This is a genomic window from Streptomyces sp. JHA26 (assembly GCF_002005565.1).
Lineage (GTDB): Bacteria > Actinomycetota > Actinomycetes > Streptomycetales > Streptomycetaceae > Streptomyces.
In genome coordinates, this window is record NZ_BDJC01000045.1 from 26,023 (window position 1) to 49,649 (window position 23,627).

The following is a 23,627-nucleotide window of genomic DNA, read 5'->3' on the forward strand; positions in this document are numbered from 1 at the left end:
GCGGCAGAAGAAGGAGTTGCGTCGTGCGTGCCAACGTTCTGCACCGGTACGGCGGTCCCGAGCAGTTGACCGTCGTCGAACTCCCGCGCCCCGTCCCGGGACCCGGCCAGATCCTCGTCCGCGCGGCCGCCTCGGCTGTGAACCCGGTCGACATCGAGGTGCGTTCGGGCCAGGCCGCGAGCCGGGTGAGCCACCCCTTCCCGATGGTGCTCGGCTGGGACCTGTCGGGCACCGTGGTGGAGTGCGGTGACGGGGTGACCCGGTTCGCCGTGGGCGACCAGGTCGTCGCCATGTCGGCCCAGATGGCCACGGGCGTCGGCACCCATGCCGAGTACGTCGCCCTGGACGCGACCCTGGCCGCGCCCGCGCCCCGCGGCGTCGACCTGGTCCACGCGGCGGGCCTGCCGCTGGCGGGGCTCACCGCCGACCAGGCCCTGGAGGTCCTCGCGCCGGCGCCCGGCAGCACCCTCCTGGTCACCGGCGCGGTCGGAGCGGTCGGCGGATTCGCCGTCCAACTGGCCGTGGACCGGGGCCTGAAGGTGCTCGCCCTGGTCCGTCCCACCGACGTGGAGGCGGCACGCGCGCTGGGCGCCCACGAGGTGTTCACCGCCGAGCACCCGGTGCCGCACGGCGTCGCCGACCACCTCCTGGAGACCGCCGGGCAGCCCGCCGCCGTCGACGGCGTGCGCGACGGCGGCAGCGCCGTGTCGATCGTGCCGACCGCGCCCCCGGTGGCCGAGCGCGGCATCGACGTGCGCATGTCGTTCGTCGAGCAGGACGGCGACCGCCTCGCGCGGCTCGGCCGCCTGGTCGGCGAGTCGGTGCTCACCCTGCGGACGGCCGGGGTGTTCTCCCTGGACGAGGTGGGCGAGGCGCACCGCAGGCTGGCGGCGGGCGGAAGCCGCGGCAAGCTCCTGGTCGCGGCGGAGTGAACGGGCCCCGCCCGACGGACGGCCCCCTCATGACCGCCTACGACTTGGACTAGCCATGCCGCTGCCCCTGTTCTCCCTGATGCTCTGTGTCTTCGGCGTCGGCACCGCCGAGCTGGTCGTCGCCGGTATCCTGCCCGCCGTCGCGGGCGACCTGGACGTCTCGCTCGCCGACGCGAGCCTGCTCGTCACCGCGTACGCGCTCGGGGTGGTGATCGCGGGCCCCGTGGTCACCCTGGCGGGCAGCCGGGTCCCCCGCAAGCCGCTGCTGCTCGGGCTGATGACGCTCTTCGTGGTCAGCAACGCCCTGGCCGCCCTGGCCCCGGGCTACGGGGTCCTCATGACGGCCCGCGTGCTCTCCGCCCTCACCCACTGCACGCTCTTCGCGGTGTGCATCGTGGTGGCCAGCGGCATGGCCGCGCCGGGCAAGGAGGCGTCCGCGGTCTCGAAGGTCGCCGTCGGCCTGAACCTCGCCACCGTGCTCGGTGTGCCCCTCGGCGTGCTCACCGAACAGCACCTCGGGTGGCGGGCCGCCTTCTGGGGCATCGCCGGGCTGAGCCTGGTGGCCCTGCTCCTGGTCGCCTCCCTGCTGCCGGCCGACGCCGCCAGGGCCGAGGGCGGGGCCGCCGCCGAACTGCGGGTCCTGCGCGGCCCCCGGGTCCGGCTGGCCATCCTGATCACCGCGTTGGCCATGGCCGGGGTGTTCACGGCGTACACCTTCGTGACCCCGATCCTGACCGACCTCGGCGGCTTCGCCCCGTCCACCGTGAGCTGGCTGCTGCTCCTGATCGGCGGCGGGTCCCTGGTCGGCAACCTGATCGGCGGCCGGCTCGCCGACCGCGCGCTGATGCCGTCCCTGGTGGGCGTGCTCGCGGTGCTCGGCGCCGACCTCGTCCTGATGGCCCTCGGGGCCCGCGTGCCCTGGCTGGTCATCGTCCTGCTCGTGGTCTTCGGCGCCGCCTACTTCGCGGTCATGCCCGCCCTGCAGGCCCGCATCCTGACCTCCGCGGGCGACGGCGCGCCCACGCTGGCCGTCGCCGTGAACATCGGCGCCTTCAACCTCGGCATCGCCTTCGGCGCCTGGTTCGGCGGCCGGCTGCTCGGTCTCGGCCTCGGCCTGCGCGTCGTGATCACCGCCGCCGCGCTGTTCTCGTGGGCCGCGATGCTGCTGGCCGTGCGCGAACTGTCCGTGGACCGACGCGCGGAGGGCTCCGCGCCGTCCGGCGCCGCCACCGCGGACCCCGTCACGTCTTCCGAAACCCCCCGGGTCAAGTCTTCCGAACCCTCCCGGCAGCCCGTTCCGTCCGACGCCACCGCCGCCTCGGACAGCGGCGGCCGACTCCCCCTGGAGCGCAACCGATGAGTGAGCCCACCCGGCGCCACGTACTGCGCCGGTCCGCCCTGGCCGGCGGTACCGCCCTGGCCGTCGCCTCGGCCGACGTCGTCCCGGCCTTCGGCCACGCCCGCCCCACCGCAGCCGCCGCCGAGGCCGCGGTGGCGGAACTCGACGCCATCACCGTACGCCCGACGGACATCCGCTACCCGGAACTGGCCCGCGGCACCAACCAGCGCTGGGTCGGCCGCCCCGACTACGTGCGCCTCGTCCACACGGCCGACCAGGTCGTCGACGCGGTCCGCGAGGCGGTCCGCGAGGGCAAGCGTGTCGCCGTGCGCAGCGGCGGCCACTGCTACGAGGGCTTCACCACCGACCCCGAGGTCAAGGTCGTCATCGACCTGTCGGAGCTCACGGACGTCTCGTTCGACGCCGCGAGACGGGTCTTCGTCGTGGAACCCGGCGCCTGGCTCTCGGACCTGTACTGCGCGCTGTTCAAGCGGTGGGGCGTCACCCTGCCCGGCGGCTCCTGCCCCTCGGTGGCGGCCGGCGGTCACATCGTCGGCGGCGGATACGGTGCGCTGTCCCGCATGTTCGGGCTCACCGTCGACCACCTGTACGGCGTCGAGGTGGTCGTGGTCGGCGAGGACGGCGCCGTCCGCAAGGTCCTCGCCACCCGTGACAGCGACGACCCGGACCTGCGGGACCTGTGGTGGGCCCACACCGGAGGCGGCGGCGGCAACTTCGGCATCGTCACCAAGTACCTGCTGCGCACCCCGGGCGCCACCGGCACGGACCCGGCGAAGCTCCTGCCGCGTCCGCCGGCCGAGCTCCTCACCTCCACCGTGACCTGGTCCTGGGAGGGCATGACGCAGGCCGGGTTCAAGCGCCTGGTGAAGAACTACGGCGACTGGTTCGCCGCCCACGGCTCCCCGGACTCCTCCTGCCTCGACCTGTTCAGCCAGCTGAAGGCCGCGCACCGCTCGGGCGGCGTCATCACCATGGTGACGCAGATCGACGCCACCAGGCCCGACGCCGAGCGGGACCTGGAGGCGTTCGTCGCCGCGGTGGGCCGGGGCGTCCCCGTCACCGCCGAGGCCGTCACCCAGCGGCTGCCCTTCCTGCACGCCACCAAGTGGCCCGGTTTCGCGGGAGGCGACCCGACCCTGCGCTTCGAGGACAAGTCCGCGTACATGCGCGCCTCCTTCCCCGACGACCAGCTCACCGCCATGTACCGGCACCTGACCCGCACCGACTACGGCAATCCGGCGGCCCTGCTCCTGATCGCCGCCTACGGCGGGCGCGTCAACGCCGTCGCCCCCGGCGCGACGGCGGTGCCCCAGCGGGACTCGGTGATGAAGCTGCAGTACCTGGCCTTCTGGCAGGACGCGTCCGAGGACGACGAGAACCTCGCCTGGGTGCGGGAGTTCTACCGCGACGTGTACGCCGCGACCGGCGGCGTGCCCGCGCCCGGCAGGGTCACCGACGGTTGCTTCGTCAACTACGCCGACGTCGACCTGAGCGACCCGGACCACAACAAGTCCGGCGTCCCGTGGCACACGCTGTACTACAAGGACAACTACCCCCGTCTGCAACGGGTGAAGGCCGTCTGGGACCCGCGCGGCGTGCTGCGTCACGCCCAGTCCGTCGAACCGCGGTCCGACCGCCGCTGAGTTTCCCCGACCACGTGGCGCGGTCCCCCTTCCCGCGTCACGTCCCCCGCCCGCGCGGCCCGGGCCGTGCGGGCGGCCCCCTGAGTATCCGCACAGTGACAAAGGAGAACGGCATGCCCACAGTCTCGACGTCCGACTCGGTGGTGGAGTACTTCGTCACCGGCACCGGGACCGGACTCGCGCTGGTCCACGGGACCGGCGGCGACGCGGCCGGCTACGAGCACCTGCTGAAGAAGTTCGACGACCGCCGTACCGTCATCACCCCCAACTACTCCGGCAGCGGTGCCACCAAGGACAACGGTGCCCCGCTCACCCTGGACCTCCTGGCCGAGCAGGTCGTCGCGGCCGTCGAGGACAGCCCCGCCGAAGGGCCGGTCGACCTCGTGGGCTGGTCCCTCGGCGCGGTCGTCGCGGCCAAGATCGCCGCGGACCGCCCGGAGCTGGTGCGCCGCCTGGTCCTGCTGACCGGGTGGGCCTCGCTCGACGAGCGCCAGCGGCTGTTCTTCGACATGTGGCACCGCCTCGACCAGCTCGACCACGAGACCTTCGGCCGCTTCCTGCAGCTGCACGGCTGGACCGACGAGCAGCTGAACGTCCTGGGCACCAAGGGCGTCGAGGAGCTCGTCTCGGGGGGCATCCCGGCGGGCATCGGCCGTCAGATCGCGCTCAACCTGACGACCGACATCACCGGCCTGCTGCCGAAGATCACGGCGCCGACGCTGGTCATCGGTGCCAAGCACGACCGCATGGTGCCGGTGCGGCACTCGCGGGAGCTGCACGCGTCGATCGCCGGCAGCACGTACGTGGAGATGGAGGCGGGCCACTTCGCGCTCTTCGAGAAGCCGGACGAACTGGCCGAGATCATCAACGGGTTCATCCACCAGGACGCGGACGAGGCGAGTGCCGCGTGACCCCGTAGGCGTCGCGGCGCACACGACCCGGTGAGGGGGACGGATCCGGTCCGTCCCCCTCACCGGGCTCTCGTCGTGACCGGCCCTAGCGGGCCATGGGGTCGCGCCGCAGGCGGTTCACCAGGGACGCCGTCGCGGGCTCGTACGCCGCGGCCTCCAGGGCCAGTTCCAGTTCCCTGGTGAACGTGCCCTGGGCCCCGGAGACCAGCTTCCGGCCGTCCTCGGTGAGGTGGGCGAACATCACCCGCCGGTCGTCCTCGCCCGCCGTGCGCGCGGCGAGTCCCGCGCTCTCCAGGCGGCTCACCATGCGGCTCATCGTGGACTGGCTCAGGCCCACCGAGTCGGCCAGCTCCTGCATCCGCAGGGCGCCGCCGGCGAGGATGGACAGCGTGGTGAACTCCGACGACGTGATGCCGTGCCGGCGCTGCAGCTTCTTGTCGAGCGTCGACCCCACGCCGTTGACGAGCAACAGCAGCTGCCGCCACAACTCCTGCTGACCGCCCAGCCGTCCCCGCCCGCTCACCGCCATGTCCCTGCACCACCTTGTCCCGTGCCCGGCGCCCGCCGCGGCACGGCTTCGCCGAACGATGAACTTGCTTCCGCAAGCATAGAGCAACTCCCCGGTACGGGAACCGGCCGGTGCGCTCCCCCTCGGGGCGCGCACCGGCCGGCGGACCGCCTGGACCGTCAGGACCGGACCCGCGCGCGGGGCTTGCCGAACCGCCGCATCATCGGCATCTCGACCCCCTTGTGCAGCAGCCAGGCCACGGCGAGGCACAGCGCGAAGTAGAGCGCGATGACGCCGACGCCCCCGGGCACGCCGTAGAGCCGGCTCTCGCCGATCAGCGACCGCACCCACACCATCAGGACGTTGTGCACGATGTAGAGGGCGAACGACAGCTCGCCCAGCCGGATCATGACCCGGCCGCGGAAGGGCGAGCGCTCCCCGCGCAGGTCGGTGGTGGCGGCGGCGGGGATGAGCAGCGCGAACGGCACGAGGGCCGCGGCGTTGAGGCCGAAGAGCCAGGGCACGGCGTTGGCGACGGCGTAGCCCACGAGCACCAGGGCGCAGGCGGGCAGGAGACCGAGGCGGATCCAGCGGCCGCTCATCACGATGCGCGCCATGATCATGCCCAGGGCGAAGTCGAGGGTGCGCACCGGCGGCAGCATGTAGACGGCCCAGTACTGGACCTCGGAGACGGGGAAGCCGTTGGACATCGTGCCGTCGGGCAGCAGGAGGTAGGCGAGCGCGGGGATCACGGTGATCGCGGCGGCCAGGCCGCCCGCCCACGCCCACAGCCGCTCGGGCCGGATCCGCTTGATCCAGCGGTGCAGCAGGGGGAAGCAGAGGTAGAAGAAGACCTCGCAGGAGAGCGACCAGCTGGGCGGGTTGATGCTCAGGTAGGTGTGGTACTCGGGTATCCAGGTCTGCAGCAGGAGCAGGTTGGGCAGCCACTGCTGCCACGTGGCGGTGGCCGCGGCGAAGAGCGCCATGGCACCGGCCCACCCGGCGACGTGGCTCGGGTAGAGCTTGACCAACCGTCGGCGCCAGAACCGGCGCCGGGTGTCGTCCGGCCGCGCCGAGTAGGTGAGCACGAAGCCGCTGAGCAGGAAGAAGAAGGTGACGCCCATCCACCCGGTCTTGGTGAAGGCCGCGTGGTAGAGGTCGGAGGCCGTGCCGCTGAAGGGGTTCAGCGGCGGTTCGGTCGTCAGCGAGGAGTGGAACAGGAAGACCATCATGGCGGCGACGAACCGCATGCCGGTCAGCGAGGGCAGCCGCGAGAATCCCGGCGGGGACGCGTCGAGCCCCGGTGCTTCGGCGGGTCTGGCGTGCGTGGTCATGGAGGCCCCTCCAGAAGGCGATAACAATGCTTGATCAAGCATTTATTCGGGCAGGGAGACGGAGGAAGGAGACGACGAGTGAGCGCGTGGGGGAGCACCCGCGACGGCGGCGCGGGCGGGCGTGGCGGCGGTGCGGGCCATGAGCTCCTCCTGGATCGCGGCGAACGGCCGGTTCTTCGTCTCGGGGACGTGCCGCAGCACGAACCACAGGGCGGCCAGCGCCACCGCCGCGAAGAACCAGAAGACGACCGCCTCCCCCACCAGGTCCACCGCGGGCAGGAAGAGCTGGCCCACGAGGAAGTTGGCGGCCCAGTTGACCAGGGCGCACAGTGCGGCACCCCAGGCGCGCAGGGACGGCGGGAAGACCTCCGCGGCCAGGATCCAGAAGACCGGGCCGAGCCCGATGGCGAAGGACGAGACGTACACGCCCATGCAGACGAGGGCGACGACGTGCGAGGCGGGGCCGAGCCCGCCGTCCAGGGCGAAGCCCAGCGGGACCAGGGCCGACGCCATGCCGGTCAGGGACAGCACGAGCAGCGGACGGCGGCCCGCACGGTCGACGAGGGGGACGGCCGCCACCGTCATCAGCAGATTGACCACGCCGATCACGACGGAGTACTGGATCGAGTTGGTCGCGGGCAGTCCCGCGCGCCGCATGATGCTGGGAGCGTAGTAGATGATGGTGTTGATCCCGGCGAACTGCTGCACGGCACCCAGCGTCAGCCCGATCAGCAGCGCCCGGCGCACGGTGGCGTCGGCGAGGCGGCCGCGGTGACCGGCCGGACCCGCGCCTTTCCGCTCCCGCTCCTGTCCGCGGCCGCTCAGCCACACCGGGCTCTCGGGTACGAGGAACAGCCCGACCAGCATCAGCAGCGAGGGCACCAGGCCCACACCGAACATGGCCCGCCAGTCGGCCTCGTCCGCGAACCACAGGTTGACGAGGTAGGAGACCAGGATCCCGGTGGTCAGCAGGATCTGGTTGACGGTGATGAGGCGTCCGCGCAGCCGGGGCGGCGCGATCTCGGCCAGGTAGAGCGGGACGACCGTCGACGCGGAGCCCACCGCCAGTCCGAGCACCACCCGCGCCGCGATCATGGTCCAGAAGCCGGCGGCCAGGGTGGCCATGGCGAGGCCCAGGGTGAAGGCGGCCGCGACCACGATCAGGGTCCGGCGCCTGCCCCAGCGGTCGGCCGGCCGGCCGCTGCCGAACGCGCCCGCCGCGGCGCCCAGCAGGAGGGAGGAGATCACCGTGCCCTCCTGGAACGCGGACAGGTGGAAGTCCGTCTTCAGGAAGAGCAGGGCACCGGAGATCACTCCCGTGTCGAAGCCGAACAGCAGCCCACCGAGGGCCACGACGCCCACGGCGAGACCGAGTCTGCGCGGCGGGTCCGGCTCCGGTTCCGGCCCGTCGCCGCCGGGGGCGGTCGTCACCGTCGTCGCTCCTTCGTCGTCGGGCATCTCCAGGATCTGTGACGTCATGGGCGGCACCTCTGCCTCTCTCTTCGGCCCGGGGGCCGGATCGTGATGCGCAATCGGGGGCTTCCAGGGGGCCGGCCCCGGGGGGCTGGTCCGAAAGGGGCCGGTCCCGGGAGGGTTCAGACGCCGTACGTCGTCCGGTACACGGCGAAGCGGCCGTCGAGCCGGCGGCGGGAGAGGCCGAACTCCTCGGGCCGGAAGGGGCGCGCGGCGCGCGCCGCCCTGCTCGACCGCGCGGCCAGCTCGGCGACGGCGCGGTCGGCCAGCGGGGTGGGCGTCACGCCGGCGAACCGCTGGACGCGCCGTACCTGCCGGACGGGGTCGGCCACCAGCTCCGCGTGCCGGACGTCGAGGAGACGGGCCCGGGGCAGTGCCGACCTGGCCTGTTCCGACGCCGCGAAGTGCCGCTCCACACGCTCCGTCCACTCGGTGCCCACCGCGCCCGGGTCGCCCACCGGTGCGGTGCGGAGCCTTCGGGCGGCGCTGATCCCGGCACAGGCGCCCACGACGTCCGCGGGGCTGCGGTGCACGTGGACGATCCTGGCGTCCGGGTACGCGTGCAGCAGAGCGCGCAGGTGGCGGGAGTGGAAGGGGTCGCGGAGCACCAGGAGGGAGCCGGGGATCCGCCAGGTGATCGCCTGCACCTGGGCGCGGTGAAAGGCGTACGCCTCGGTGAGGTCGGCCTCCTCGAGCCAGGCTCCGTAGCCCGGCACGCGCCAGGTGAGCGTGGCCGTCATGCTGTGGAACGCGTTGGCGAGGAGGCGGTGGCAACCGCCGGGGCGGGTGTGCCGCAGCAGCTGCCCCGTGCCCCGTCCCAGGGTCGACCGGGCCGCTTCCTCCGCCTCCGCGCGAGCCCGTCGCATGGCGGCCAGCCGCTGCCGGACGTCGGCGAGTTCGGTGCCGGGGTCCGCCAGTTCCCACAGGGCGGGGGCGTCGAGGCCCGGGTGCTCCGCCAACAGGTTGTGGAGCAGGGCCGCGCCGCTGCCCGGCAGGCCGGTGACGAACACCGGGGCCCTGATGTCGGTCAGGGCGATCACCGGGTGGTCCCGCAGCAGCCGTACCAGCTGCCGTTGGCGGACCAGGGCCTCCACGAGTTCGCGGCGTACGGCGGCACGCCCTTCCGCGTGCAGGCCGGCCTCGGTGTCCAGCGACGAGACGAGCCGCTCCAGGGCGGGCAGGAAGCGCAGCCGCGGCACTTCCTCCCCGTCGTCCTCGCGCACCCGCTCCAGCAGGTCGGCCACCGCGAGCCGGTCCTGCGGCGCGGGCCGCACCCGGCGCGGGAGGAACGGGCTCGAGGTGCCCCAGGCCGGACCCCCGCCACCGCAGCGCCAGGGCAGCGCGGATTCCCGCGCCGGGGCCGACCGCACGTGCTGCTCGCTCATCGGGTTTCCTTCTGGGTGCGCCCGAACACTAGGACGACCTGGACGCTACCGCCGCCCCCGCCCCCCGCACCGCCGCGAGCGCCGCCACGGGGACGCCTTTGGCAACTTGCCACAATCGTCGACCGGAGGGATGCGGAGGGGGAGGAGGGAGCCGGAGGGACCCGGGGAGAGGAGCGGGACGGCTACGCCGCGTGCTGTGCGAAGCGCGCCGCCGTCTCGGCCAGCACCTCCCGTCCGTCGCGGGCCCACAGGGCGTCGTTGAAGAGTTCGACCTCGATGGCGCCGGTGTACCCGGCCGCCTCGACGTACCCCTTCCACTCCCGCATGTCGACCGCGCCGTCGCCGATCTGGCCGCGGCCGTTGAGGACGCCCTCCGGGAGGGGGGTCGTCCAGTCGGCGAGCTGGAAGGTGTGGATGCGGCCCTGCGCGCCGGCCCGGGCGATCTGGGCGGGGGCCCGGTCGTCCCACCAGATGTGGTAGGTGTCGACCGTGACGCCGACCTGGTGGGCCGGGAAGTGCTCGGCGATGTCCAGGGCCTGGGTGAGGGTGGAGACCACGCAGCGGTCCGAGGCGAACATCGGGTGCAGCGGCTCGATGGCGAGGCGGACGCCGTGCTGCTCGGCGTAGGGGCCGAGTTCGGCCAGGGCGTCCGCGATGCGTTCGCGGGCTCCGCGCAGGTCCCTCGAGCCGGGCGGGAGGCCGCCCGAGACCAGGACCAGCGTGTCGGTGCCGAGGACGGCCGCCTCGTCGACCGCGCGGCGGTTGTCCGCGAGGGCCCGGGCGCGCTCGTCCGGGTCGGTGGCCGTGAGGAAGCCGCCCCGGCACAGGGTGGTGACGTTCAGGCCCGCGTCGCGGACCAGCCCGGCCGCCGCCTCGACGCCGTACGCCTGGACCGGCTCGCGCCACAGGCCGACGTTGCCGATGCCCAGGTCGCGGCAGGCCGCGGTCAGTTCGGGCAGGGACAGCTGCTTGACCGTCATCTGGTTGACGCTGAAGCGGGACAGGTCGGGGGCGCTCACCGGTTCACTCCGTACAGGCTCAGCAGGGACCTCATCCGTTCCTCCGCCAGCTTCGGGTCCGGGAACAGGCCCAGTCCGTCGGCGAGTTCGTAGGCGCGGGCGAAGTGCGGCAGGGAGCGGGCCGACTGGAGGCCGCCGACCATCGTGAAGTGGCTCTGGTGGCCCGCCAGCCAGGCCAGGAACACCACGCCCGTCTTGTAGAAGCGGGTGGGGGCCCGGAAGAGGTGGCGGGAGAGGGGGACCGTGGGGTCGAGGAGGGCGCGGAAGCCCTCCGTGTCCCCCGTGTCCAGGACGCGGACCGCCTCGGCCGCCAGCGGACCCAGCGGGTCGAAGACGCCGAGCAGGGCGTGGCTGAATCCCTGGTCGTCGCCGGCGATCAGCTCGGGGTAGTGGAAGTCGTCGCCCGTGTAGCAGCGCACGCCCCGCGGCAGGCGGCGGCGCAGGTCGACCTCGCGCCGGGCGTCGAGGAGGGAGACCTTGATGCCGTCGACCTTGTCGGGGTGGGCGGCGATGACCTCCAGGAAGGTGTCGGTGGCCGCGTCGAGGTCGGACGAGCCCCAGTAGCCCTCCAGCGCCGGGTCGAACATCGGGCCCAGCCAGTGCAGGATCACCGGCTCGGCGGACTGGCGCAGCAGGTGGCCGTAGACCTCCAGGTAGTCCTCGGGGCCCCGGGCCGCGGCGGCGAGGGCGCGGGAGGCCATCAGGATGGCCTGGGCGCCCGACTCCTCCACGACGGCCAGCTGTTCCTCGTAGGCCGCGCGGACCTCGGCGAGGGTGCCGGCGGTGAGCTGGTCGGTGCCCACGCCGCAGGCGATGCGGCCGCCGACCGACTTCGCCTCGGCGGCCGAGCGGCGGATCAGCTCGGCCGCGCCGGCCCAGTCCAGGCCCATGCCGCGCTGGGCGGTGTCCATGGCCTCGGCGACGCCGAGTCCGTGGGACCACAGGTGACGGCGGAAGGCGAGGGTGGCGTCCCAGTCGACGGCGGCGGGGCCGTCCGGCGTGGTGTCCGCGTACGGGTCGGCGACGACGTGCGCGGCGGAGAAGACCGTACGGGAGGTGAAAGCGCTTCCCGGGGACACGGCCAGGGGTGCGGTGCGGGGCTCGTAGGCGCGCAGGGTGCCGTTCGCGTCGGGCAGGTGGAGGGTCACAGGGAGATCTCCGGCACGTCGAGGCGGCGGCCCTCGGCCGAGGACCTCAGGCCCAGTTCGGCGAGCTGGACGCCGCGGGCGCCGGCCAGCAGGTCCCAGTGGTAGGGGGCGTCGGCGTGGACGTGGCGCAGGAACAGCTCCCACTGGGCCTTGAAGCCGTTGTCGAACTCGCCGTTGTCCGGGACCTCCTGCCACTGGTCGCGGAAGACCTCGGTGGCGGGGATGTCCGGGTTCCAGACGGGCTTGGGGGTGGCGGAGCGGTGCTGGACGCGGCAGTTGCGCAGGCCCGCGACCGCGGAGCCCTCGGTGCCGTCGACCTGGAACTCCACCAGCTCGTCGCGGTTGACGCGGACCGCCCAGGAGGAGTTGATCTGCGCGATCGCCCCGCCGTCGAGCTCGAAGACGCCGTACGCGGCGTCGTCGGCGGTGGCGTCGTAGGGCTTGCCGTTCTCGTCCCAGCGCTGCGGGATGTGGGTGGCGGTCAGGGCCTGGACGGAGGTGACGCGGCCGAACAGCTCGTGGAGCACGTACTCCCAGTGCGGGAACATGTCGACGACGATGCCGCCGCCGTCCTCGGCGCGGTAGTTCCACGAGGGGCGCTGGGCGGACTGCCAGTCGCCCTCGAAGACCCAGTAGCCGAACTCGCCGCGCACGGACAGGATCCGGCCGAAGAAGCCGCCGTCGACGAGGCGCTTGAGCTTGAGCAGGCCCGGGAGGAACAGCTTGTCCTGGACGACGCCGTGCTTGATGCCGGCCGCCCGCGCGAGGCGGGCCAGCTCCAGGGCGCCGTCCAGGCCGGTGGCGGTCGGCTTCTCGGTGTAGACGTGCTTGCCCGCGGCGATCGCCTTCCTGATCGCCTCCTCGCGGGCCGAGGTCACCTGGGCGTCGAAGTAGATCTCGACGCTGTCGTCCGCGAGGACCGCGTCCAGGTCGGTGGAGACGTGCTCCAGCCCGTGCCGTTCGGCCAGTTCCCGGAGCGCGTGCTCGCGGCGGCCGACCAGGACCGGCTCCGGCCACAGCACGGTGCCGCCGCCGAGGTCGAGACCGCCCTGCTCGCGGATGGCCAGGATGGAGCGGACGAGGTGCTGCCGGTAGCCCATGCGTCCGGTCACACCGTTCATGGCGATACGCACCGTCTTGCGTGTCACGTCGTTCCCTTCGTACGCGGTCCGCGCGCCGCATACGCCGAAGATCGGGACAAGGCGATACAGCAAGCGCTTTCTATTCACTATGAAGCTAGCCTGTGGACGGCGGTCCGGACAAGACCGTGCGGCGGGGCGAGTTGTTCGAGTGGGCGAACAGCGGCGGGCGGTGGCCGTAAGGTCTGCACGGAACCGGGCCGGACCCGGGCCCGGCTAACCCGTGTACGAAGGCGTACGACGAGAGCGCGACCGGAGGACGAGGACATGACGGTGACACTGGCGGACGTGGCGGCCCGCGCCCAGGTCTCCCCGGCGACGGTGTCGCGCGTGCTGAACGGGAACTATCCCGTGGCCGCCTCCACCCGGGAGCGGGTGCTCAAGGCCGTCGACGAGCTGGACTACGTGCTCAACGGCCCCGCGAGCGCCCTGGCGGCGGCCACGTCCGACCTGGTGGGCATCCTGGTCAACGACATCGCCGACCCGTTCTTCGGGGTGATGGCCGGCGCGATCCAGTCCGAGATCGGCGGGCCGGGCGGCAGGGCCGGCGGCGAGAGACTCGCCGTGGTCTGCAACACCGGCGGCGCCCCGGAGCGCGAGCTGACCTACCTCACGCTGCTCCAGCGGCAGCGCGCCGCGGCCGTGGTGCTGACCGGCGGGGCGATGGAGGACGCGGCGCACCAGGCGGCGGTCGCGGCGAAGCTGCGCAAGCTGTCGGAGGCCGGGACGCGGGTGGTGCTGTGCGGGCGGCCGCCGGCGCCGGGCACCGGGGCGATCGCGCTGACCTTCGACAACCGCGGGGGCGGCCGGGAGCTGACCGAGCACCTGATCGGCCTCGGGCACCGGCGGCTCGGGTACATCGCGGGCCCCGAGGAGCGGACCACGACGCGGCACCGGCTGGAGGGGCACCGGGCCGCGCTCGCCGCGCACGGCGTCGAGGAGGACCCCCGCTGGACGGTCCACGGCCGCTACGACCGGCGCTCCGGCTACGAGGCCACGCTCGAGCTGCTGCGCAGGGACCCGTCCCTGACCGCGGTCGTCGCCGCGAACGACACCGTCGCGCTGGGGGCGTGCGCGGCGCTGCGGGACTCCGGGCTGCGGATCCCGGCGGACGTGTCGGTGGCCGGCTTCGACGACCTGCCGTTCAGCATCGACGCGGTGCCCGCGCTGACGACGGTCCGGCTGCCGCTGTCGGAGGCGGGGGCGCGGGCCGGGCGGATCGCGATGGGGCGCGAGGAGGCTCCGCCCGGGGACATCGCCACGGTGCGGGGGGAGTTGATGGTGCGGGGGTCCTCCGGGGTTCCGCGGAAGTGAGGGTGGCGTCTGCCCGGCGGTGTGCGGTGGCCGTGCGGGGTTCTTCGAAGGTGCCGCCCCCTTGGCGGTGCGCGGTGTCCGTGCGGGCGTCGCCGGGGGCTGCCGCCCCCGGGTCCCCGAAACGACGGCGGCTCCCGGCGTGACACCTCCGCGGAGGAGGAATCCACGCGCGGATCGCGGGTATGGTCCCCGGGCATGAAGCTGGCGTTCTCCACCCTCGGCCTGCCCGGACTGCCCCTGCCCGACGTGCTGCGGCTCGCGACCGCCCACGGATACCACGGCGTCGAACTGCGCGCCCACCCCGAGGAGCCGGTCAACCCCGGCCTCTCCCCCGCCGAACGGGCCGACGCCGCCGCCGCGTTCAAGGCGGCCGGCGTCGAGGTGCTCGCCGTCGCGGGGTACGCGCGGGTCGCCGCGCCCGGTGACGACGACGCGGTCGTCGCCGAGATCCGCGACCTGCTCGGCCTGGCCCGTGACCTGGGCGCCCCGTACGTCCGCGTCTTCCCCGGCGGCGGCACCGACCAGAGCCCCGAGGAGGCCGACGCGACGGCCGCCCGGCGCCTGGGCACCGCCGCCGAGTACGCCACCGACGCGGGCGTGCGCATCCTGCTGGAGACCCACGACTCGCACCGCACCGGCGCCGACGCGATGCGCGTGCTCGGCCCGGTCGGCCACCGCCAGGTCGGCGCCCTGTGGGACGTCATGCACACCTGGCTGGGCGGCGAGCAGCCCGTGGACACCTACGCGGCGCTGTCCCCGCACCTCGGCTACGTCCAGGTCAAGGACATCGCCTCGCCCGACGACACCACGCCGGTGCCGCTCGGCGCGGGCGTGCTGCCGCTGGGCGAGTGCGTGGAGGTGCTCTCCCGCGAGGTTGGGACGGCTGGCTGTGCTGGGAGTACGAGAAGCGGTGGTACGAGGCGGCCGCCCCGCTGCCCGGCCTGCTGGACGAGGGCCGCCGTCACCTCGCCCGGCTGCTCAGCGAGTCGGCCTGACGGTCGGCGCGCCGGGGCTGCGGGAAGGGGTCGGGCGAGCGCCGCGCCCGGTCCCGCAGCGGCCGGTTGTCGCTGATCACGTACGTCTTCGCCGTGGGCGCCGACGGCCGGCGACCGCCGGCGGGCCGGGCGTCCTCGCGCCGCGCGCCGGGGCCGGGGCCCGGGTCCGGTGCCGGTGCCGGTGCCGGTGCCGGTCCGGGCGCCCGCGCCGCGTCGGCCCCCTCCGGGGACGAGGACCGCAGGCGGTGCCGGGGTGCGGCGCGCCGGGGCGGGCGGGTCAGGGTGATCTGGCGTACGAGCTGCTGGAAGCAGGTCAGGGACGCCAGGCCGGGCAGGGCGGCGGCGGCGACGTCGATGACGGATTCGGGCGTCTGGGCGGCCACGCACAGGAGCATCGCGATGAGCGAGAACGCCAGGACGACGCACCAGGAGTGCACGGCACGGCGCCGGTGCAGCGCCGCCCGCAGGACGGACAGCGACGCCGCGAGCCAGGGCCCGTAGACGAGCAGGGGCCACCACGACACGGCGCCCGTCTGCAGGCGGGTCAGGGCGACGACGCGCAGGGGGTCGTAGGCGACCATGCCGCCGAAGAGGCTGACCGCGGAGGTGATGACGGTGATGGCGGCGGCGATGACGTAACTGACCGCCTGGAGCCCCCGCGGGCCGCGTCGCACCCGCACCTTGCGGTGGCGGTGGGCGGACGCCCTCAGCGGGGGCAGCTCGGCCGTGATGTCCTGCAGGTTCTGCAGGGGGCCGCCCGGCGCCGGAGCCGTGGCCGGCGCCTCGTCCCGGGGGGACGGTGCCTCGGGGAGCTGCTCCTCCAGGGCGTCCTGGAGCATGGAGGCCAGCTCCTCGGACGGGTCCCAGAACAGGTCCGGGAGGGGCATCGAGAGGTCGTCGACGGGGGCGCGGTGCCGGCCCCGACCCGCTTCGTGGCGGGGTGCGTCGTAGGGGGAGGAATCCGGTCCGTCGTAGAGGTATTCGTCGTGCACGGTCCGGTCACTCGGCTCGCGAAAGGACGGGCTGTTCCTTCGTCGCGGCCCACCGCCCGGCGAGATCCTCCTGGAGCTCGCCCATGACATTCAGGAAATCACGCAGGATCGGCTCGGTTTCGCTGAGTGCGACGGGTGCTCCGCCCTGGTCCCCCACCGCGTTCTTCCGCTCGGAATCCCAAGGGAGACACTTCCCCCCAGTTACCTTGGTCATGTCCTCACTAACGTCGGCCGTCTCAGCCGGATGCGCGGCAAACGAGTGAAGGAATATCCCGACTATTACTCTGTATTGGTGTCCGCCTGTCCGTCCGCCCCCCGTTCCGGGGTGATGATGCGCGGGGATTTCCCGGCGCGCGGGCCGGGCGGCGAGGTGCGCGCCGACGCCCCGGCCCCGGGCACCCGGGGGGACGCGTGGGTGCCGCGTTCCTCCCCCTCCGCCGCCGGGGCGGGGTCAGCCGCGTGCCGCGGCCGGGGCGGTGCCGGCCGTACCGGCGCGCCCCCGAGGACCGGCGCCCTCGGCGTGGACGTCGTCCGCCGGATCCTCCCGCCCGGGCCCGTCGCCGTCGCACGGGTCCTCCTCCCGGCGCGGGCGGGTCACCGACGTCAGCGCCACCCCGCCCACCAGCAGGGCCGCCGCGCACCACCGCAGCGGGCTCACCGGCTCGCCCAGGAACAGGGCCGCCGACGTCATCCCGAAGACGGGGACCAGGAGGGAGAACGGCGCGACCGTCGAGGCGGGGTGGCGGCGCAGCAGCCAGCCCCAGGCGCCGAAGCCGAAGACCGTCGAGACCCAGGCGACGAACAGCAGCGCGCCCGCGCCCTGCCAGTCCAGGCCGCGCAGGGCCGCGAGGTCCCGGGAGGACCCTTCCGTCAGCAGGGACAGGGCGAGGAGCGGCAGGACGGGGACGGTGGACACCCACACCATGAAGTTCAGCGCGTCGGGCGGGGAGGCCTTGCGGGTCAGGACGTTGGACACGCCCCAGGCGGCCGCCGCGCCGACCACCATCGCGAAGGCGCCCAGCGGGCCGGAGGCGCCCTCGTCGACGGCCGCCACGCCGATGCCGGCGCAGGCCACCAGCATGCCCAGCACCCGGACGCCGGTGGGGCGTTCGCCCAGGACCGCCGCCGCGATCACCGCCGTGAACACCGCCTGGACCTGCAGCACCAGCGACGACAGGCCGGCCGGCATGCCCGCGTCCATGCCGACGAAGACCAGGCCGAACTTGGCCACCCCGAGCACCAGGCCCACCGCCACGATCCACTTCCAGGCCACCTTCGGGCGGCCCGTGAAGAAGACCGCGGGCAGGGCCGCCGCCAGGAAGCGCAGGGCGGAGAAGAGCAGGGGCGGGAAGTGGTCGAGGCCGATCTCGATGACCGTGAAGTTGACGCCCCAGACGGCGGCGACGAGCACGCCGAGGGCGAGGTGGGAAGGTCGCATGCGTCGAGGATCACCCGGTGCGACCATGTAGCACCAGCGATGATTGCTGCATGGTTGGATGAAGCAACGCTGATCTATTACCCCCGGGAGCCGCCATGCTCGACCTGCAGCGCCTGCGCGCCCTGCACGCCGTCTCCGTGCACGGCACCGTCGGGGCGGCCGCCGCCGCGCTCGGCTTCACCCCGTCCGCCGTCTCCCAGCAGATCGCCAAGCTGGAACGGGAGACCAGGACCGTGCTCCTGGAGCGGGAGGGCCGCGGCGTGCGGCTCACCGACGAGGCATGGCAACTGGCGTCCGCCGCACAGGAGTTGATGGCGCTCGTGGAGCGCGCGGAGACCGAACTGGAGGAGCGGCGCGGCGTGCCGGCGGGACGGCTGGCCATCGCCGCGTTCCCGTCGGCGGCACGCGGGCTGCTGCCCCCCGTGCTGGCCGACCTGGCGGCGCGCCACCCCGCGCTCGACGCCCGGCTCAGCGAGGCCGACCCGCACCTGTCCGTGGACCTGGTGGCGAAGGGTGCCGTCGACCTCGTCGTCGCCCACGACTGGGACATCGCGCCGCTGCCCGCCGCGGCCGGCGTGGAGCAGGCGCCGATCGGCGAGGACCTGTGCGACCTGCTCGTCCCCGCGGGGCACCCCTTCGCGGGGCGCGGAGCCCTGCGGCGGGAGGAGCTGGGCGGGCAGCGCTGGATCTGCCAGCCGCCCGGCCGGGTCTGCCACGACTGGCTGGTGCGGACCCTGCGGACGGCCGGGCACGAGCCGGACATCGTCCACCAGGCCGACGAGAACCCCACGCTGGTCGCCCTGGTCGCCGCCGGCCTCGGCATCGCGGTGATCCCCCGGCTGGGGCGCGGCCCGCTGCCCGCCGGGGTGGTGGAGGTGCCGCTCGATCCGATGCCCGTACGGCGGTTGTACGCGCTGTGGCGCACGGGGGCCGCCCGGCGTCCGGCGATCGCGGAGACCGTGCGCGCCCTGCGCGCGCACTGGCCGGCCGTCTCCGCGCACGCCGGCCCGCCCCCGGCACGGGCGCCCCGCTGACCCCACCGGCACCGACTTCGGAAACCGGCCCCCGACCGGGAACCGGGGCCGCGCCCCGCCCGTCCAACCCGCACGTTGCCGGAAGAGTCACCACGGTGCGGTGTCGGCCTCGCTGCTGGCTGCGATCGCTGACCACCCTCTCCTCCGCACCGCGGCCGGCAGCACGCCGCCGTCGGCGCGCCCCCCTCCCGAGCGTCGACGGCGGCCCCGCCCCCCTCCCCCCGTCCGGCCGGCGGGACGACTCCTGTGCGCTCCCTTGACTGGCAGAAACTTCCCGGATATTGGTGACTCCTTGGCAGTTTCCTTCAGCAGCTCTCCAGCGATCCCGCAGCGGATCACTCCGGAAGGAGCGCACGTGCACCACAGCAGCACGGCCGGCCCGGGAAGCACCGCACGACCCTCCAGACGTACCGTCCTCGCCGCCACCGCGGGCGTCACCGCGGCGCTCGCGGCGGGCGGCACCGCGTACGCCGGACGGCACCGGCCCGACGACGACAGGCTCCGCGCCCTCGTCTCCCGCATGACGCTCGAGGAGAAGGTCGGCCAGCTCTTCGTGATGCGGGTCTACGGCCACTCCGCCACCGCCCCCGACCAGGCCGACATCGACGCCAACCTCGAGGAGATCGGCGTCCGCACGGCCGCCGAGCTGGTGGCCAGGTACCGGGTCGGCGGCATCATCTACTTCGCCTGGGCGCACAACACCCGCGACCCGCAGCAGATCGCCGCCCTGTCCAACGGCATCCAGAAGGCGTCCCTGTCGCTGCCGCGCGGGCTGCCGGTGCTGATCTCCACGGACCAGGAGCACGGGATAGTGGCCCGCGTGGGCGAGCCCGCGACCCTGTTCCCCGGCGCGATGGCCGTCGGCGCGAACGGCTCGCGGTCCGACGCCCGTACCCTCGGGCAGGTCTCGGGCGCCGAGCTGCGCGCCATGGGCATCCGGCAGGACTACTCCCCCGTCGCCGACGTGAACGTGAACCCGGCCAACCCCGTGATCGGCGTGCGGTCCTTCGGCGCCGACCCGGCGGCGGTGGCCGGGCTGGTGGCCGCCGAGGTGACGGGGTACCAGCGCTCCGGGGTCGCCGCGTGCGCCAAGCACTTCCCCGGGCACGGCGACACGGCCACCGACAGCCACACCGGTCTGCCGGTCATCACGCACAGCCGTGAGCAGTGGGAGGAGCTGGACGCGCCGCCGTTCCGCGCGGCGATCGCGGCCGGCATCGACTCGATCATGACCGCCCACCTCGTGGTCCCGGCGCTCGACGGCTCCGGCGACCCGGCCACCCTCTCCCGCCCGATCCTCACCGGCATCCTGCGCGAGGAACTCGGCTACGACGGCGTCGTGGTCACCGACTCCCTCGGCATGGAGGGCGTGCGCACGAAGTACGGCGACGACCGGGTGCCGGTGCTGGCGCTGAAGGCCGGCGTCGACCAGCTCCTCAACCCGCCGGACCTGGACCTCGCGTGGAACGCGGTCCTGACGGCCGTGCGCGAGGGCGAACTGACCGAGGCGCGGCTCGACGAATCGATCCTGCGCGTGCTGCGGCTGAAGGCCAGGCTGGGCCTCTTCGAGGACGCCTACACCGGCAGCCGGGACGTGGACCGCACGGTCGGCACCCGGGGGCACCTGGCCGCCGCCGACCGGATCGCCGAGCGCGGCACCACCCTGCTGGTCAACGAGGGGCACCTGCTGCCGCTGTCCCGGCGCCGGACGCCGAGGCTGCTGGTCGTCGGCGCCGATCCCGCCTCCCCGTCGGGCACGACGGGCCCGCCGACCACCACGCTCGCGGGCGCGCTGGGCGAACTGGGCTTCACGGCCACCGCCCTGTCCACCGGCACCGCCCCGTCCGCCGCCGTCATCGACCGGGCGGTCGCCGCCGCCGGGGACGCGGACGCGGTGGTGGTCGCCACGTACAACGTCACCGCGGGCAGCAGCCAGCGCACGCTGGTGAACCGGCTGCTGGCGGCCGGGAAGCCGGTGGTGGCGGTCGCGATCCGCAACCCGTACGACGTGGCCCAGCTCCCCGGCGTCCCCGCCTTCCTGGCCGCGTACTCGTGGACGGACGTCGAGGTGCGGGCGGCGGCCCGGGTCCTCGCCGGGCGGGTGCGGCCGCGCGGGAAGCTGCCCGTGCCGGTGGTGCGGGCGGACGATCCGGCGACGGTGCTGTACCCGGTCGGCCACGGCCTGACGTACCGGGCGTAGCACGGCCTACGCCACGCGCCGGGAGCGCGGACCGTCACCGTGCGCAAAGCACCCCGCGCGTCTGGCGTGCGCCCGCTGCGGCGGGTCACGCTGGACGGGGGACCCGGGGGGGACGGCGATGCGTGGGAGACGGTTCACGGGCGTGCTGTGCGCGCTCTCGGCGCTGCTCGCCGGGCTGGTGGCGGCCTGTCAGAACCCGCCGTCCGGCGGGACGGAGACGGTCGGGCGGCCCGGCGGGCAGACGCCGTCGGCGACGGTCGTCCGGCCGTCCGGGTACGGGGCGGTGTTCCTGGCGGTCGACGAGTGCAGCTCGTTCGGGACGGTCAGCTTCACCGAGGTGCCGTGCGCGAGCGAGCTGGCGGCGGCCCGGGTCGTGGCCCGGCACGACGGGAAGGCGTCGGGCGGGCCGCCCTGCCCGGCGACCACCGACTTCGTCCTGCACATCAGCGAACAGCGGCCCTCCGCCGACGAGGACGGTGACGGGGTCGTGGCCCGGGGCTACGCCTGCATGCGGTCGCTCCAGCCCCCGCACCCCGGTGACCCGGGGGGCGGGGGCGGCCCGCGCACCATCGTCGGCGACTGCGTCCACGACGCCGGGAGCGGAAGGGTCCGCGAGACCGCGTGCGACGGCAGGGGCGAGCGGAAGCCCCGGTACAAGGTGGTCGAGGCGGTCACCCGCCGGGACCGGTGCCCCGCCGGGACCGCCCTGTTCGTCCGTCTCGGCGACGGCGAACGTCCGGTGGGCTGCGCCCGGCCGCTGTGAACGCCCTCGCGTTCGGCGGCCGGACGCGGCCGGGGCGTGACGCGGTGCTACGGGCGCAGCGTCGACTCGTGCCGCACGTCCCGCTTGTCCAGCCTGGCGTCGAACGCCGCGAGCGGCCTGGCCGCCGACGGGTTCTCCTTGACGGTGGCGGGGGCGACGCCGGCCCACTCGAGGATGCGGGCGGTGGCCAGGGCCTTCTGCCCGGGCACCAGTCCGGCGACGTTGGCGCCGTGGTTCATGCCCGGGGCGGTCATGACGTAGGAGTCACGCGCCCCGTGGCCGAGGCGGAACCGCTCGGCGCCCCACGGGTCGTTCTCGCCGTACACGAACAGCATGTGGCGGGCGTGGTGCCGCACCCAGGTGTCGACGTCCCGCATGGCCCACGGCTGGAACGTCATCGGGATGTCGCGGGGCACGAAGTTGCGCGGCGGCTGGTAGCCGTAGCGGATGTACTTCTTCTCGATGTGCGGGAAGTGGATCGTCGGCGCGCCGAGCTGCGTGCCCGCCTGGTAGTAGTACGGCGTGTACGTGGCCAGGCCCTGGTCGGTGTAGGCGGAGAAGCCGGAGATCGTGTCCACCGACTCCCAGATCGCGTCGTCGGTGGCGTTCTCGGCGTCGGCCGGGATGTCCGCGCAGTCGGCGAGGGTGCTGTACTGCCAGAAGCCCCAGACGTAGTCGAGGACGACGGCCTCGTAGGCGCGGTCCAGGCTGCCGATGGTGTCGAAGGTGTAGCCGTTCTCGGCCGCGTACGCCGCGTACTTCTTCTCCAGCGGCGCCCGGCGCACCAGCGCCTCGCGCTGCACGCCGTTCAGCTTGTCGCGGCACTCCTCGGTGCCGACGGTGGTGAAGAAGCGGTCGTAGGCCGAGTCCTCCTTGTTCACCACGTCGTTGGGGGCGACGTAGGCGACGACGCCGTCCATGTCGCGCGGGTAGAAGCGCTCGTAGTAGGTGGCGGTCATGCCGCCCTTGGAACCGCCCGTGGAGATCCAGTTCTTCGAGTAGAGGGGCTTGAGGGCCTGGAAGATGCGGTGCTGGTCGCTGGCCGCCTGCCAGATGTCCAGCTTGGACCAGTCGGCGGGCGCCGGCCGGGACGGGGTGAAGTAGCGGTACTCCATGGAGACCTGGTTGCCGTCCACGATCTGGGTCGGCTCGCGCCGGCTCGGGCTCGTGGAGACGTTGTAGCCGCCGGTGTAGAAGACCGTCGGGCGGCTCACGTCCTTGTGCAGCACGGTGATCCGCTGCTGGAACGTGCCCTTGGACGGGTGCCGGTGGTCGACCGGCTGCGTGTAGTTCAGGACGAAGAAGCGGTAGCCGGTGTACGGCTTCTCCTCGATCAGGCTCATGCCCGGTATGGACAGCAGCCGGTCCTTGATGTCGACGGCCTTCGGCTCGGCGGCGGTGGCCGCCCCCGCCGTGCCGGCGGTGCCCATGAGCACCACGAGCGCCAGCAGCCATCTGAGCGCCTTGCGCATGCACCCTCCCTGTGAAACAGATGTGCGCCGGAAGCTATCGGAGCAACACACCCGTACACCAGGGGAGATGAGAAAACGGCCGGCGCGGGCAGGTCTCAGCAGAGGATCCAGCCGGAGCTGACGGCGCCCCGATCCACGCCGCCCCGCACCCACACGCACCGCCGTCCGGCGTACACGGTCACCGGCCCGGCCCGGTAGGCGAAGCGCCCCGCGTCGGCGACCGGCCGGCCGCCGCGCGCCTGCACGCTGACGGACATCTTCCGCTTGGTGCCGGTCCTCTTGGGGACGGTGACGGCGCAGACGTGACCGCCGCGCTTGTAGACGAGCACGGACCCGGTGGCGAACGGCAGCGTGCGGACCTTGCGGCCCGCGCACGGCACGGCGGCCGCCCGCACCTCGTGGGGCGCCGCGACCGCGAGGAGTCCCGCCGCGGTCAGCACGGCCGTGCCGGCCACCAGCCGCCGGCGTATGCCGGCACCACCCCTGCCCACGACGACCCCTCCCGTACGGTGCTCACCGACGTACGGATGTACGGACGCGCGAGCCGGGTCGAACGGTTGCACGGGC

The 23,627-nt window shown here is 73.8% G+C and carries 20 protein-coding genes and 1 pseudogene; 9 read left to right on the forward strand and 12 right to left on the reverse strand.

All coding sequences use genetic code 11. The features are described 5' to 3' along the window. Positions 1-23: 23 nt before the first annotated feature. The 4 genes from JHAT_RS24535 to JHAT_RS24550 all read left to right on the forward strand — a co-directional run bounded on the left by JHAT_RS24535 (position 24) and on the right by JHAT_RS24550 (position 4,846). Positions 24-932 (forward strand): NADP-dependent oxidoreductase, encoded by a 909-nt coding sequence (locus JHAT_RS24535; protein WP_077800419.1) that lies wholly within the window; start codon positions 24-26, stop codon positions 930-932. Between the two features lie 55 nt (positions 933-987). After that, a complete protein-coding gene (locus JHAT_RS24540; RefSeq protein WP_107482011.1) occupies positions 988-2,292 on the forward strand; it encodes an MFS transporter in 1,305 nt (434 codons plus the stop codon). After that, the gene (locus JHAT_RS24545; RefSeq protein WP_077800420.1) at positions 2,289-3,935 is read left to right on the forward strand and encodes an FAD-binding oxidoreductase; all 1,647 of its coding nucleotides are present in this window, start codon (positions 2,289-2,291) and stop codon (positions 3,933-3,935) included. The genes JHAT_RS24540 and JHAT_RS24545 overlap by 4 nt, the downstream gene beginning before the upstream one ends. A gap of 113 nt (positions 3,936-4,048) precedes the next feature. Continuing rightward, positions 4,049-4,846 (forward strand): alpha/beta fold hydrolase, encoded by a 798-nt coding sequence (locus tag JHAT_RS24550; protein WP_077800421.1) that lies wholly within the window; start codon positions 4,049-4,051, stop codon positions 4,844-4,846. Positions 4,847-4,931: 85 nt separating this feature from the next. On the opposite strand, the gene JHAT_RS24555 is transcribed toward JHAT_RS24550, so the two are convergent. The 7 genes from JHAT_RS24555 to JHAT_RS24585 form a co-directional block, all read right to left on the reverse strand. Continuing rightward, entirely contained in the window at positions 4,932-5,375 is a 444-nt protein-coding gene (locus tag JHAT_RS24555; RefSeq protein WP_077800422.1) for a MarR family winged helix-turn-helix transcriptional regulator, read from the reverse strand. A 158-nt stretch (positions 5,376-5,533) separates the two neighbouring features. Continuing rightward, a complete protein-coding gene (locus tag JHAT_RS24560; protein WP_253195599.1) occupies positions 5,534-6,688 on the reverse strand; it encodes an acyltransferase in 1,155 nt (384 codons plus the stop codon). Positions 6,689-6,730: 42 nt separating this feature from the next. Then, on the reverse strand, positions 6,731-8,167 hold the full coding sequence (locus tag JHAT_RS24565) for an MFS transporter (protein ID WP_253195600.1): 1,437 nt from the start codon (positions 8,165-8,167) through the stop codon (positions 6,731-6,733). A gap of 116 nt (positions 8,168-8,283) precedes the next feature. Further along, complete coding sequence (locus JHAT_RS24570; protein WP_077800424.1) at positions 8,284-9,546, reverse strand: sulfotransferase; 1,263 nt, start codon at positions 9,544-9,546, stop codon at positions 8,284-8,286. 182 nt (positions 9,547-9,728) lie between these two features. Beyond that, positions 9,729-10,526 (reverse strand): sugar phosphate isomerase/epimerase, encoded by a 798-nt coding sequence (locus JHAT_RS24575; RefSeq protein WP_171991035.1) that lies wholly within the window; start codon positions 10,524-10,526, stop codon positions 9,729-9,731. Between the two features lie 35 nt (positions 10,527-10,561). Further along, positions 10,562-11,713 (reverse strand): dihydrodipicolinate synthase family protein, encoded by a 1,152-nt coding sequence (locus JHAT_RS24580; RefSeq protein ID WP_077800426.1) that lies wholly within the window; start codon positions 11,711-11,713, stop codon positions 10,562-10,564. Continuing rightward, positions 11,710-12,861 (reverse strand): Gfo/Idh/MocA family protein, encoded by a 1,152-nt coding sequence (locus tag JHAT_RS24585; RefSeq protein ID WP_171991033.1) that lies wholly within the window; start codon positions 12,859-12,861, stop codon positions 11,710-11,712. The genes JHAT_RS24580 and JHAT_RS24585 overlap by 4 nt, the downstream gene beginning before the upstream one ends. A gap of 258 nt (positions 12,862-13,119) precedes the next feature. Here JHAT_RS24585 and JHAT_RS24590 point away from each other — a divergent pair, with 258 nt between their 5' ends. Both JHAT_RS24590 and JHAT_RS24595 read left to right on the forward strand, forming a co-directional pair. Then, the gene (locus JHAT_RS24590; protein ID WP_077800427.1) at positions 13,120-14,166 is read left to right on the forward strand and encodes a LacI family DNA-binding transcriptional regulator; all 1,047 of its coding nucleotides are present in this window, start codon (positions 13,120-13,122) and stop codon (positions 14,164-14,166) included. A gap of 195 nt (positions 14,167-14,361) precedes the next feature. Further along, positions 14,362-15,161: pseudogene (locus JHAT_RS24595) on the forward strand (sugar phosphate isomerase/epimerase family protein). Here JHAT_RS24595 and JHAT_RS34100 read toward each other — a convergent pair. The 3 genes from JHAT_RS34100 to JHAT_RS24605 form a co-directional block, all read right to left on the reverse strand. After that, positions 15,128-16,153, reverse strand: a complete 1,026-nt coding sequence (locus JHAT_RS34100) for a DUF2637 domain-containing protein (RefSeq protein ID WP_307718357.1) — start codon at positions 16,151-16,153, stop codon at positions 15,128-15,130. The pseudogene JHAT_RS24595 and the gene JHAT_RS34100 sit on opposite strands and share 34 nt — an antisense overlap. Positions 16,154-16,160: 7 nt before the next feature. Then, positions 16,161-16,367: a hypothetical protein gene (locus JHAT_RS34410; RefSeq protein ID WP_143660497.1), complete on the reverse strand. Its 207-nt coding sequence runs from the start codon at positions 16,365-16,367 to the stop codon at positions 16,161-16,163. 237 nt (positions 16,368-16,604) lie between these two features. After that, complete coding sequence (locus tag JHAT_RS24605) at positions 16,605-17,591, reverse strand: EamA family transporter (protein ID WP_077800428.1); 987 nt, start codon at positions 17,589-17,591, stop codon at positions 16,605-16,607. 95 nt (positions 17,592-17,686) lie between these two features. Between JHAT_RS24605 and JHAT_RS24610 the strand changes: the two genes are divergently transcribed. The 3 genes from JHAT_RS24610 (at position 17,687) to JHAT_RS24620 (ending at position 21,588) form a co-directional block, all read left to right on the forward strand. Continuing rightward, positions 17,687-18,625, forward strand: coding sequence for a LysR family transcriptional regulator (locus tag JHAT_RS24610; RefSeq protein WP_077800429.1), 939 nt, complete (start codon positions 17,687-17,689; stop codon positions 18,623-18,625). 355 nt (positions 18,626-18,980) lie between these two features. Next, positions 18,981-20,825: a glycoside hydrolase family 3 protein gene (locus tag JHAT_RS24615; RefSeq protein WP_077800430.1), complete on the forward strand. Its 1,845-nt coding sequence runs from the start codon at positions 18,981-18,983 to the stop codon at positions 20,823-20,825. A gap of 118 nt (positions 20,826-20,943) precedes the next feature. Then, a complete protein-coding gene (locus tag JHAT_RS24620; RefSeq protein ID WP_077800431.1) occupies positions 20,944-21,588 on the forward strand; it encodes a hypothetical protein in 645 nt (214 codons plus the stop codon). Positions 21,589-21,635: 47 nt separating this feature from the next. On the opposite strand, the gene JHAT_RS24625 is transcribed toward JHAT_RS24620, so the two are convergent. Both JHAT_RS24625 and JHAT_RS24630 read right to left on the reverse strand, forming a co-directional pair. Beyond that, on the reverse strand, positions 21,636-23,060 hold the full coding sequence (locus tag JHAT_RS24625) for a S28 family serine protease (RefSeq protein WP_077800432.1): 1,425 nt from the start codon (positions 23,058-23,060) through the stop codon (positions 21,636-21,638). Between the two features lie 95 nt (positions 23,061-23,155). Next, positions 23,156-23,551: a hypothetical protein gene (locus JHAT_RS24630; protein WP_077800433.1), complete on the reverse strand. Its 396-nt coding sequence runs from the start codon at positions 23,549-23,551 to the stop codon at positions 23,156-23,158. Positions 23,552-23,627 lie beyond the last annotated feature (76 nt).